The sequence below is a fragment of the Chitinophaga qingshengii genome (assembly GCF_014529935.1).
In the GTDB taxonomy this organism is placed as follows: domain Bacteria; phylum Bacteroidota; class Bacteroidia; order Chitinophagales; family Chitinophagaceae; genus Chitinophaga; species Chitinophaga qingshengii.
Genome location: NZ_JACVFC010000001.1, coordinates 2,301,453 through 2,313,935 on the forward strand (window position 1 = coordinate 2,301,453; position 12,483 = coordinate 2,313,935).

Genomic DNA, 12,483 nt, shown 5'->3' on the forward strand with positions numbered 1-12,483 from the left:
TATTTTAGCGGCAAATTTTATGCGATGAACTTACACGAGTACCAGGCTAAAGAACTGTTGAAAAAATATAATGTACCGGTTCAGGAAGGTATTCCGGTAGAAACACCGGAAGCAGCTGCCGAAGCTTACAAGCAACTGAAGGTGCAATACGGCAACGAGTTTGCAGTAGTTAAGGCGCAAATTCACGCTGGTGGACGCGGGAAAGGTAAAATCCGTGGAACTGAGCAGAGAGGCGTAGCGGTAGGAAAAAATGCGGAAGATGTGAAAACCATTGCAGGTAACATCCTCGGTGGTACACTGGTAACTATCCAGACCGGCGAAGCTGGTAAACTGGTAAACAAAGTACTGGTAGCTCAGGACGTTTATTATCCCGGCCCTAACCCGGTAAAGGAATTTTACCTGTCTATCCTGCTGGACCGCGCTAAAGGCCAGAACGTTATCATGTATTCTACCGAAGGCGGTATGGATATCGAAGAAGTAGCACACAGTACTCCTGAGAAAATATACAAAGAATGGGTAAAACCCAATATGCCCCTGCAGCCATTCCAGGCACGCAACATCGCTTTCAACTTCGGTTTAAGCGGCGAAGCGTTCAAAAACATGGTGAAATTTGTGACCAACCTGTACAACGCTTACGTAGGACTGGATTGCAGCATGCTGGAAATCAACCCGTTATTCAAAACCAGCGATGAAAAAATCATTGCCGTTGACGCCAAAGTAAACCTGGACGACAACGCCCTGATGCGTCATCCCGACCTGGAAGCCCTCCGCGACATCACGGAAGAAGATCCAACCGAAGTGGAAGCAGGCAAATACAACCTCAACTTCGTGAAACTGGACGGTAACGTAGGTTGCATGGTAAACGGTGCTGGTCTGGCTATGGCTACCATGGACATGATCAAACTGAGCGGCGGCGATCCGGCTAACTTCCTGGACGTAGGAGGTACCGCCAACGCACAAACCGTTGAAGCAGGTTTCCGCATCATCCTGAAAGATCCTAAAGTAAAAGCCATCCTGATCAACATCTTCGGCGGTATCGTTCGTTGTGACAGGGTAGCTCAGGGTGTAATCGACGCCTACAAATCTATCGGCAACATCAATGTTCCGATCATTGTACGCTTACAGGGTACCAACGCCAAAGAAGCAAAAGAACTGATCGAAGCCAGCGGCCTGAAAGTACAGTCTGCTACCTTGCTCAGCGAAGCTGCCGACCTGGTAAACAAAGCACTGAATTAATCATTTGATTATTTAGATATTTATAAAAGCGAAGACCACATTGTATAATGTGGTCTTCGCTTTTTAATTTTTGAAGAAAAACGGTGTAAGGAAAGACCGGAATCCATACCCATGGCTTCAGCCCTGGGTGACTGGGTTTTGAGGCCAACACATGGCGGAGAGACAAATTCATTCTTCCCCACATAAAGACACCAAAAAACAAAGGGCCGACCTGCTGGTCAGCCCTTGTTTTTAATTATCTTTTTTAGGAGGATATACCGCTTTCGGAGTGGCAGGTGTTCCTTTATCCTTTTCTTTATTATCTTCTTTAGGTTTGGCCGGTGTGACCGGCTTTTCCTCTTTAGGTTTGGTGGTTTCCGGTTTATCGGCTCCCGGGGAATACATATCCTCTTCACTGGTTTGATAATCCGATTCGGAACCGTTACCGATATCTTCCGCTTCCGCACCGGGCTTCACGTTGGTATCGAAATTGGAATAGGTTTCATCGGTCATATTGGCCGGAACCTGGAATTTATCGGTGCTATTAACTTTCAGTGTATTATCCGCAAATACTTTCTGCATAAATAAAGCCCAGATAGGCAGACCGGTGTTGGCGCCCTGACCGATACCGGTGGTGGCAAAATGGATAAAGTTGTTTTCGCAACCTACCCAGGCGCCGGCGAGCAATTTAGGTGTATAACCAATAAACCAGCCATCAGTGTTATCGTTGGTGGTACCGGTTTTACCAGCCATTTCACCCTGCATCTTATATGTACCGCGCATACGGGCGCCGGTACCGCCGGGCTGCAATACGCCTTCCATCATTTTCACCATGGTGTAGGACTCCTTCTCGCTGATGACTTCCCGCTTCGCAGGCGCAAATGTTTCGAGAATATTGCCGTAACGGTCTTCAATACGGGTAATGTAGATCGGTTTGGTATTGATACCTCTGCCAGGGAACATCGTATAAGCCTGTAACATTTCGTACAGGGATATTTCAGATACGCCCAGCGCAATGGAAGGATACGGCTCAATTTTGCTGGTGAAGCCAATTTTATTCTGTGCAAAATCGGCAAACGCTTTGGCGCCGATCTGTTTGATCAGGTAAGCAGATACCAGGTTGAGCGACCTGGCCAGCGCGCCGGCCATGGAAATGCTACCGCCTACGCTACCTTCGGAGTTACGGGTCAGTGTCCAGTTACCGATAGTGATCGGTTCATTGGGCAGCATGGTATTAGGCGACATACCGTTCATAATGGCAAAGCAATACAGGAACGGTTTAAAGGTAGAACCAACCTGGCGGCGGGTTTTAGCGACGTGATCATTTTTAAAGTAACGGAAATCCGGACCGCCTACCCAGGCTTTCACTTCCCCGCTTTCCGGGTCCATAGCCATGAAGCCGGCCTGTAATACCGCACGCATGTATTTGATGGAATCCATCGGCGTCATCACGGTGTCTTTCTCGTTCAAATCTGGTTCGGTAGAGCTTTTCCAGGCAAACACCTTCATTTTGGTAGGTGTATTGAAGGATTTGGTGATCTCTTCATCGGAGGCTTCCGCTTCTTTCATGTTGCGGTACCGGTCAGATTCTTTCATGTATTTGTCCAGGTACTGCGGCCATTTTTTCCACACGTTGCCGGTTTTCACATCATTTTGGGCCGACAGGTACTTTTGCAGGGTAGCCAGGTGTTTAGCCACGGCTTCTTCCGCATACAGCTGCATACGCGGGTTGATGGTAGTATATATCTTCAGGCCATCACGGTAAAGGTTATACGGTGTTCCGTCCGCCTTTTTATGGTCTTTACACCAGGCTTTCACCTCATCGCGCAGCACTTCACGGAAGTAAGGCGCCAGTCCTTTGTTATGGTCTATCTTATTATAGTGTAAAACAATCGGCTTGCTTTTAGCGGCTGCCGCTTCTGCCGGGGTGATGAATTTGGCATCCACCATGTTATCTATCACCGTGTTACGGCGTGACAGGGCCAGCTGCGGGTTACGGCGGGGATTGTAGAGGGTATTACCCTTCAGCATACCTACCAGGATGGCTGCTTCTTCGATGGAAAGGTGACCGGCATCTTTACTGAAGAAAGTGCGGGCGCCATTTTCAATACCATATACGTTATCACCGAAAGCAACGGTGTTGAGATAAAGCGTCAGGATTTCCTGTTTGGTGAAATTCCTTTCCAGTTTCACGGCGATGATCCATTCCTGCAGTTTCTGGAAGCCCCTGCTGATAGGATTGGTAGCACGTTGTTTACCCAGGTTATCGGTTTGCAGGTTCAGGGCCAGCTGTTGGGTGATGGTACTGGAACCGCGTTTTTTACCGATAAGCAGGTAAAAAGGAATAGCCAGGGTACCTTTCGCATCGATACCGGAGTTCTGGTAAAAGCGGGTTTCTTCCGTAGCGATCAGGGCGTTGATCACATTTTTGGAGATTTCGTTGAAGTCGCTGCTGGACCGGTCTACCTGATAATATTTGCCCAGTATGGTACCATCATCGGCAATTACCTCTGAAGCCAGCGCGGCACGCGGGTTTTCCAGTTCTTCCATGGAGGGCATGTTGCCAATAACCCGGAAATTGATCAATAAGATAAAGAGAACAAACAGTGCTAAAATACCAAACGCCACACGCCACAATATTTTCACCGATTTTTTCATGCGCTATATAAATTTGTTTTGCGGCGTACGCCGATTTTTTTGGACAGTTGCCTATCGTTGGCTGTTAAAATAAATAGATAATAAAAGGCCCCTAACAGCAATAAACAGGCCCTTTTACTAACAGTTTGACCCACAAATCTATTAAATATTTGCAGAATTCATGATTACCACCGGCATCCCTGCCGGATTTAACATTCCCTTATCCGGCATAAGTCCCTCTGTTGGCTGTAAAAACCTATATATTATTGTGTTACATAATTGTCCGTAAAAAACTTCCTGTAACCGATCAGGTCTTTTGTGCTGTTCAGCAATATGAAGTTATCCCTGGATATAACAAAAAAGGAATAATCTGCCGGCCTGATCCGGGGGATAATGCTGACAGCCGCTTCTTCCCTGATTTCATCAAAGTAAGTCAGTGCTTTGTCTTCATTCGGGAATATCCTGAATATCAGCATTGTTTCAGAAGGCGACAGCACAAAGCTGCCTACCTCAATCTTATCAGTGGCATGTTTGGAAGCATTGTAACGGGTAAACTGGTTCAGCCCTTCATCCATCAGCTCTTTGGATACGCGCTGGAACGCCAGCACTACGAAGTGCGGGTTATCGGCCGACAGTTTATAGGGTGTAACCGGTTTGGGCGGTGGTGGTGGTGCAACGGTAGCAATGGGCGCAGTAGGCACCACACCGGCTATCTGATTGGAGATGTGTGCCGAATCTGCCAGTGCAGCGGGTGTTTTACTTCCTTTCAGCTTGTCGACCAGCACCGGTTGCGGATTTTGCCAGGGGTAACGCATAGAAACATCTTCATCCACCAGCGGTGTACCGTTTTCATCTTTCCGGATCTCCAGTTTAGCGAGATAATTTACCAGCTCGTTGCGATGATCCAGCGCATCCAGCAAGGTTTTGGTCTGTTGCTGAATACCATCATCACCGGGATATTTGTTCATGACGGCCAGTACTGCTTTGCGGGATGCCTGGGTACTGTCAATGCCGATCAGCGTATCCTGTTTTACAAGGGCCATGGCTTCCAGCAGGTCAAATTTGCCCTGCATGAAGTTGACGCCATAAGTACTGTCTGCCCGGCGTTTAATAGCCAGGGCGCCTGCTGCGTCACCATTACGGAATGCCGTATAGGCGGAATCGTAGGTAGCGCTGACTACTTTTTTGCGGGCCAGGTCTGTATCGCGGTTACCGCCGGAGCGGATGATATCGGCATAGTTGGTATTACCGTACTCTTTCAGTACCATGTCTTTATAACGGCCTGCTTCGGCGGTGTGGTTCAATTTACCATGCCATACGTACAGGGAATACAGGATCTCCGGTTTACGTGGATGGTTGGGATATTTAAGCAGCAGCGAGTCGTAAGTTTCTATCGCCAGCGGGTAGTTCTCCAGTTTATCGTAGTACAGTTTGCCGAGCTCAAAACGGGCGTCCTGGTCCAGTTTCTGAGAGGCGAGCAGTTTATCCGGCGTCAGCGGCAGTCCTTGTGCCAGGCGTTCTCCGGTGATACTGTCTGGCGGCAGGTTATCTGTTTTGGCGGCGGTGGCGGCGTCTGTAGTCATTTCCACCGGGTTGTCGTTGTTATTGGCCATGTGCATGGAGCCGGTCTGGCTGCGGCGCCAGTTATCGGCTACGGAGCGGTTGCCCCAGCGGCGCTTAAACTCCGAGTAACCGGTCGATTTGCTGGCCGGGTTGTAGAAGTACCAGTCCCCTTTTTCTTCTTTGGGGGCGTAGGCGCCGTTGCTGTTGTTGCTCAGCAATGGATTATCATTGCTGCTGGCTGCCTGCGTGGCTTCTTTCTTTTTCTTTTCCGCGGCCGCGGTTCTCATGGTAGCGGCCAATTTCGCCAGGAAGATGTTGCGGTCCGATTCCGGTATGGCGGCAATCCGTCGCAGGCTGTCCTCCCGGTGGACGATGGCCTGTTTAGCCGCTACATCGGCCAGTACGGCCTTACGGACGTTGACAGTGGCCGCATCCACGAAATCGGGCGTCATAGTGCCGGCGGTGCTGTCGTAATATTTTTTAGCGTCCAGGTACTGGCGCTGATCGTAGTAGATATCGGCAATGGCTTTATAGGTGAGTGTGCGCTGCACCATGTTGTCACCGCCGGCTTTGAGTGATTTCTGGAGGTAACCGAGGGCAGCTTCCGCATCTGCCGGATAGGCCAGGGTACCCATGGTATAGAGGATAGCATCCCGGAAGCGGCTGAAACGCTCTTTTTTCAGCATATGGCGCAGGCCTTCCTGGCTTCGGGCGAGGCCTCCTTCTTCTTTGGCGTTGATCTTTGCGATCTGCAGGCGTGCCTGGAAGTCCATCATGGGATCAGGCTTACGGGCAATTACATCGCGGAACTGGTCCATAGCGGAATCCGGGTGATGTTGCTGCAGGTAGAGCTGACCGAGGATAAAAGACATCCTGGCTTTGGCTACGCGGTCGTGGCTTTTATCGATAGCCATTTTCAGCGGCTCTATGGTTTCAGGGTAGCGGCCCTGGCGATAGTTGCTATAGGCCCTTACTTCTGCCAGACCACCATCGAGGCGGTGGGGGAAATTGGGATCGGTGGTCAGGATATTGAGCAGTGCTTGCACTTCGTCGAATTCTTTCTGTTCCAGCAGGGTTTTGGCCCTCCAGAGGAAGGCATCGTTACGGGCGGACACGTGTTTGAAGCGGCCCAGGATGCCTTTGCGTTTTTCGCGTGTAGCGATGGAAATATGATCGTTTTCACTGGCGCCTACCACGGTTTTGTATTCATCTTTTTTCTTAGGCGCGAAGGTGATGTTGATATATTGAAAGGTTTTATTCGCATTTTCCAGGTCGCCTTCATAGAAGTAGGCACGTCCCATGAGGAGGAAACAGTCGTCGATCCATTTCCCTCTGGGGTCATGCAACTGGATAGCCATATTCGTTTTTTCTATGACGGAGTCCAGCTCTGTTTTGCTGAATCCCTGGCTTTGCAGGCTGGTAGGGTAAAAGGGCAGCAATACGTTATAGTTGTCCTGCCCGTCGCGGTTCACGGTTTTCACTACCCTGTCCAGCTTTACGCGGGCATGGAAATAATAGTTATAGCGGGTGGCCAGGTTCTGGAAGAACTTGCGTTTAAAATTCCAGTGTTTTTTTTCCAGCATCACTTCAGAGGGTGGGCGCCGGTCCTGTATACGCGGCTCTTTTGGTTTGAAGAGCGGTTTGAGGGCAGGGCGACCGGACTGGCTCTGGGGCGCCTGTTGTGGTTGCTGCTGTTGTTGCTGTGGTACCTGGTTACGGGGCTTTATTTGAGCAAAAACCGCCGGAGAACCCATGCACAACAATAAAAAAAATAATACCGGATAGCGACGTAGCGATTTATAGCAATTCATGGATGTGCCAGGGTGTATAGGCTATAATATATAACTATAAGTTTGAAAAAATATTTTAAAGATAGGATAAAATAGTGGATTGATTTGCGGGATTGATTAACTTTAGCCGCCTGAAAACGAATAAATCTCTATAAGCACACCAGAAAAATGGCCAAGAAGGGGAAAAAAACCAGCAGAAGAAACCTTGAGAAATTCAGTCATAAGTACCGTCTGGTAATTATGAATGAAGACACCTATGAAGAAGTTACATCTTTCAAATTGTCCAGAATGAGTGTGTATATCGCTTTGAGTACCCTGTTTGTGTTACTGGTAGCCATTACAGTGGCTACGGTGGTATTTACACCATTACGTTACTATATCCCCGGCTATGGAGACCTGAAACAGCGCAAGGAGTTTATCCACCTGAAAATGAGGGCGGACTCCCTGGAAACAGCCATTAATCAGCGGGACCGCTATCTGAAAAACATCAAACAAGTGATCAACGGGGAATTTACCGGCAAGCTGGACACCACCATGTTAAAAGTGCCGAAAGTAGACAACAGTACGTACTAAGACCAGAACTAAACTTTTATTTATTTGATAGTGATTGTTCGGGGGAAACCCATATCTGCAAAATAACCAAATTATCAAATAAATAAATATTTACATATTTTAATTATCTTACATTATTAAAGCTGAAAAACCTGAAAACCTATGTTTAATAACAAATCAAACTCAAAGGGAGACAACAAGGCGTTGTTGCCTACATCGACTGTTAACATTATAGGCAGCGGCACTTCTATCCAGGGCGATATCGTATGTGAAGGGGATATCCGGATAGACGGCCAGGTAAACGGGCTGGTATCAACGAAAGCCAAGATCGTGGTAGGTCCGGAAGGCGACATTACAGGCGACCTGGTATGTCAGAGCGCAGACATCCTGGGTAAAGTAACTGGTATTATTAAAGTAGATGAACTGCTGTTCCTGAAAGGCAACGCCCTGGTAAAAGGCGACGTTTACACGGCACATTTTGAAATGGAGCCAACAGCCAAATTCAACGGCCGTTGCTACATGGATGACCAGCAGCCGGAAACACAGAAACATGGAAAATCCGTCCTCCAGGAAGCCGAATAAGCGCAATAATCCGGTGCTGCGCTATGCCGGACTGGCGTTTCAGATGATGACCACATTAGGGTTAGGCGTATTTGCGGGATATAAACTGGACCAAAAAATTGGCTGGAAGTTTCCTGTATTCCTGATCATTTTTTCTTTATTGGCTTTAGCCATACTTTTGTGGCAAATTATAAAAGACACCCGTCGGTAATGAGTGATAGATTTTTAATCCGATTATTTTCGATTTTTGGCGTATTAAACGGTCTGATCATATTATTCAAACCCAGATTGCTGGACAACGGCCTGCATGTGTATGTGCTGATGGCCGGCAATCTGGCTTTGGCCCTGATCACCCTGGCCTCCTACCTGATGAGCCGTAAAGGGCTCGCTTCTGCCAACCACAATGCCTTCATCCGCGCAGTATATGGTTCTACCCTCAGCAAACTGATGCTGTGCGTAATTGGTATTGCCGTCTACGTACTTTCTTACCGGCCTAACGTCAGCAAAGTGACGATCTTTTTGCTGCTATTCCTGTACCTGTTGTATACTGTATTTGAAACGTGGAGCCTCTTCCGGCTTACCAGGCTAAAAAAGTAACTGACAGTGAAAAAAGAGGCGCCCCTGCATGCATTAGCGTCCTATTTGCCCGATGGCACCTTTGACCAGGTGATGGAGTTTCTGCAATTATATAAAGTGCATCTCACCATCACCCGGGAAAGGCAAAGCATACTGGGTGATTACCGTCACCCCGATGGACATGGAAAAGGACACCGGATCAGCGTCAACGGATCGCTGAATAAATATTCTTTTCTCCTTACTTTACTGCATGAGATCGCTCATCTCACCACCTTTAATAAATATGCCAACCAGGTAGCCGCTCATGGCAAAGAATGGAAACATGAGTTTTCCGTTATTCTCCGCAGCTTCGTAGGCAAAGGCTACCTCCCCGAGGATGTGGAACGGGCTGTCCGCCAAAGTATGATGAATCCCGCCGCCAGCAGCTGCGCCGACGAGAACCTGATGCGCGTACTGCGCAATTACGACGCCCGTAAAGACACCCACTTCCTGGTAGAACAACTTCCCCTCCATCAACTCTTCAAAACTAAAGACGGCCGCATCTTCCGTAAGGGGGAAAGAATAAGAAAACGCTACCGCTGTGAAGAGGTAGCGTCTAAACGTATTTATCTGTTTAGCCCGGTTTATGAAGTAGAACCGGTGGATTGATTTTTTGATTTACGGATTTACGGATTTTGGGGATTTGCCCACCTTTACTCTCCTGCATAGTGTAATACGGGGTAAGCCATCGCTTTATTGATCAGCTGTATACCCAGTTGAAGAATACCGGCTTCCGCAGCGGCCTGCAGCTTAGGCGCATCGTCCGTAGGTTTATGGTAATCATCATGTCCGCCGGTGTGGAAAAACAGGACCGGCACTTTACTGATATAAAAGTTATGATGATCAGAAGCGCCTTTACCGGCAGCATCGGTGAAATATTTAATACCTGGTTGCTGTACATCTTTAAACACCTCCGGCCATTCCTGTGCACTGCCGTAACCACCAATACCAATGCCTCTTTCAGGACTATAGCGGCCTATCATGTCCATGTTGAGCATAAAGTGCACCTTATCCAGCGGCATCAGGGGATGCGCGGTGTAATATCTGGAACCCTGCAACCCCAGCTCTTCTCCGCCGAAGGCGATAAACAGGAAATTAAAGGGTTCTTTACCCGCGTTTTTTACGTAATGACGGGCCAGTTCCAGCAGGCCAGCCACACCGGAAGCGTTGTCGTCGGCGCCATTATGAATTTGTCCGATCGGGTATTTACCATCAAACAGACCGGCGGTGCCCAGGTGATCGTAGTGTGCCCCGATGATAATCGTACGGGCGGCGCCGTTATCCAGGAATGCAGCCACGTTGCGACTGGAAATATTTTTATGTGCATTGCGGTCAAAGGTAAAATCCTGGAAATAGCTGTTGCCGTTAGCGGGTTTCAGTCCCAGTTTTTTAAACTGCCGGGCTACAAAACGACTGGCAGTGCGTCCTCCTTTTTCGGCGGTACCTCTCCCCTTCAGTTTGTCGGAAGCGAGATAATTTACGGTTTCCTGAATACGGCGTGCATCCGGAATAGTGTCCTGTGCATAGGCGGCAGACATTCCCCCTGCCAGCATCATCATCAATAACAAGCTTTTCTTCATATGACTATCGGTTGAAAAAAGCCCCCAGCTGTTGGCTGGGGGCTTTCACTATTTATTTTGGATAATTAGCGGTACTTATTTTTTGCGCTGTTGCATGTCCTGCTGGCGGCGCTGCACTTCTTCCAGCTTTTCCTGCCATTTGGATTTGGAAACAGGCTTTTTCTTGTTTTCCTGGATCTGCGCATGGATTTTGTCGTGGTTGATGACAAAAGTCTGGAGTACCCATTGCAACAGGATACTGATCACGTTGGACAGGAAGTAGTAGAAGGTGAGGGCCGCAGCCAGGCGGTTGAAGATACCCAGCAGCATGATGGGCATCATGTAAGGCATATACTTCATTACCGGGTTGCTCTGATCGGTCATACCACGGTTGTAGAAGGCCAGGATCAAGCTGGTTACAGTCATCAGGATGGTGAACAGGCTGACGTGGTTACCATAGAAGGGTATATTGAAGCCCAGGTTCAGGATAGAGTCGTAAGTAGACAAGTCCTTCGCCCACAGGAAACTTTCCTGGCGCAGCTCGATGGAAGACGGGAAGAAGCTGTACATCGCTACCAGGATAGGCAGCTGGAGCAGTGCCGGTAAACAGCCACCCAGCGGGTTTACGCCGGCGCTCTTGAACAGTTTCATTTGTTCCATACCAAAAGCCTGCTGGTCATCGCCATGTTTAGCGCGCAGTGCATCAATTTCCGGTTTCAGCACTTTCATCTTCGCCTGAGACACATAGCTCTGGTAGGTGAAAGGTGCTATCAGCAAACGGATAAAGAGAGTGAGCAGAATGATGATCACACCATAGTTACCGATAAATCCGCTGAGGAAGTTAAATACCGGGATGATGATCCATTTGTTCACATATTTTACGAAGGCGAAGATACCGGAGCCCAAAGGAATGATTTTTTCCAGGCCCAGATCGAAGGACTTCAGTGTTTTATAGTGGTTAGGGCCGTAGTAGATTTCAATCGGGAAAGAGAAATCGTTGGCGCGGTTGTAGGGAATTTGCAGGGTAGTGAATGCCTGTCCTACGATGTTACCGCTTTGTGGCACTTTGGTGTTCACATCTGCCGCGTCGAAGTTGCCGCTTTTAGCGATCAGCGTGGTATTAAAGAACTGTTGTTTTACACTGATCCATTTCAGTTTGTTGTCCAGTTTTTCGTGGCTGGTACGTTGCAGGGTGAAATAGTCGTGTTTATCGTTGGCAAACATGTAGTGCACCTGGTTGTTGAGGCGCTCGTTTTCCATGTCATGCTCCTGTTTGTCGTTCTGGCTGTTCCACTGCAGGGTCAGGTAGTTCTGATTGCCGGGGAGAATGTTCTGAAAACCAACCGCGTGTACGTTGTAATCAACGATGTAGCTGCCTGGTTTAATAGAATAAATATATTCCAGGTAGATAGCCGGGTTGGAAGTATTCAGGCGATAGCTGATGGATTGGGCGCCATCTGCCAGTTTTTGAACAGGGCTGGCGGTAAAGAACAGGTCGGCGCTGTTCAGTACTTTGTTGGCGCTGGCTGGTACTTCCACAGAGAGGCGGTTAAAAGACCCCTGGGCCAGCATTAAAGGACCTCCTTCAGAGGTTTTAAATTTCTTCAGTTGAACACTAACCGGTTGACCACCTTTATTGGAGAAAGTAACTTTTACGTCGTCGTTTTCCACCACTGTTGTTTGTACCGGGGCTACTGCAGCAGCAGCGAACAGGCCAAATTCTCCGGCCAGTTGTGCCTGGTGGGCGGAATCCAGTGTACCACCACCGTTAACGGCGGCAGTCAGTGAATCGGCAACAGGCGCTTTAGGCTTGTTCAGATTGGCAATGGAATCTTGCCTGGCTTTTTCCCTGGCGATATTTCCCTGTTGTTTCTGGTTATAGAAAATATATCCTACCAGTAAAACACCTAGCATTAAAAACCCAATAACCGAATTTCTATCCATGAAATGCAATTAAAATTTAGGCAGCAAAGGTAAGCATGATTTATCAT

Annotated in this window: 10 protein-coding genes; 6 read left to right on the forward strand and 4 right to left on the reverse strand. The window is 48.3% G+C overall.

Going from position 1 to position 12,483, the window contains the following annotated elements:
- Positions 1-24 precede the first annotated feature (24 nt).
- A complete protein-coding gene (sucC, locus tag ICL07_RS08795; protein WP_168810758.1) occupies positions 25-1,236 on the forward strand; it encodes an ADP-forming succinate--CoA ligase subunit beta in 1,212 nt (403 codons plus the stop codon).
- 231 nt (positions 1,237-1,467) lie between these two features.
- Here the strand turns inward: sucC and ICL07_RS08800 are convergent, their stop codons facing one another.
- Complete coding sequence (locus tag ICL07_RS08800) at positions 1,468-3,873, reverse strand: penicillin-binding protein 1A (protein WP_188087540.1); 2,406 nt, start codon at positions 3,871-3,873, stop codon at positions 1,468-1,470.
- A 242-nt stretch (positions 3,874-4,115) separates the two neighbouring features.
- Positions 4,116-7,169, reverse strand: coding sequence for a type IX secretion system periplasmic lipoprotein PorW/SprE (gene porW, locus ICL07_RS08805; protein WP_188087541.1), 3,054 nt, complete (start codon positions 7,167-7,169; stop codon positions 4,116-4,118).
- 204 nt (positions 7,170-7,373) lie between these two features.
- On the opposite strand from porW, the gene ICL07_RS08810 reads away from it, so the two are divergent.
- From ICL07_RS08810 to ICL07_RS08830, 5 genes are all read left to right on the forward strand, one after another.
- Positions 7,374-7,778, forward strand: coding sequence for a hypothetical protein (locus tag ICL07_RS08810; protein WP_188087542.1), 405 nt, complete (start codon positions 7,374-7,376; stop codon positions 7,776-7,778).
- Positions 7,779-7,919: 141 nt separating this feature from the next.
- Positions 7,920-8,339: a bactofilin family protein gene (locus ICL07_RS08815; RefSeq protein ID WP_188087543.1), complete on the forward strand. Its 420-nt coding sequence runs from the start codon at positions 7,920-7,922 to the stop codon at positions 8,337-8,339.
- The gene (locus ICL07_RS32780) at positions 8,308-8,529 is read left to right on the forward strand and encodes an AtpZ/AtpI family protein (RefSeq protein WP_188087544.1); all 222 of its coding nucleotides are present in this window, start codon (positions 8,308-8,310) and stop codon (positions 8,527-8,529) included. The genes ICL07_RS08815 and ICL07_RS32780 overlap by 32 nt, the downstream gene beginning before the upstream one ends.
- Positions 8,529-8,915: a hypothetical protein gene (locus ICL07_RS08825; RefSeq protein ID WP_188087545.1), complete on the forward strand. Its 387-nt coding sequence runs from the start codon at positions 8,529-8,531 to the stop codon at positions 8,913-8,915. The genes ICL07_RS32780 and ICL07_RS08825 overlap by 1 nt, the downstream gene beginning before the upstream one ends.
- Before the next feature lie 6 nt (positions 8,916-8,921).
- Positions 8,922-9,542 carry a SprT-like domain-containing protein gene (locus ICL07_RS08830; RefSeq protein WP_343070995.1) on the forward strand — a complete coding sequence of 207 codons (621 nt, stop codon included), beginning with the start codon at positions 8,922-8,924 and terminating at the stop codon, positions 9,540-9,542.
- A 44-nt stretch (positions 9,543-9,586) separates the two neighbouring features.
- On the opposite strand, the gene ICL07_RS08835 is transcribed toward ICL07_RS08830, so the two are convergent.
- The gene (locus ICL07_RS08835; RefSeq protein ID WP_188087546.1) at positions 9,587-10,513 is read right to left on the reverse strand and encodes a M20/M25/M40 family metallo-hydrolase; all 927 of its coding nucleotides are present in this window, start codon (positions 10,511-10,513) and stop codon (positions 9,587-9,589) included.
- 75 nt (positions 10,514-10,588) lie between these two features.
- Positions 10,589-12,436, reverse strand: coding sequence for a membrane protein insertase YidC (yidC, locus tag ICL07_RS08840; protein WP_223151788.1), 1,848 nt, complete (start codon positions 12,434-12,436; stop codon positions 10,589-10,591).
- Between the last annotated feature and the right edge of the window lie 47 nt (positions 12,437-12,483).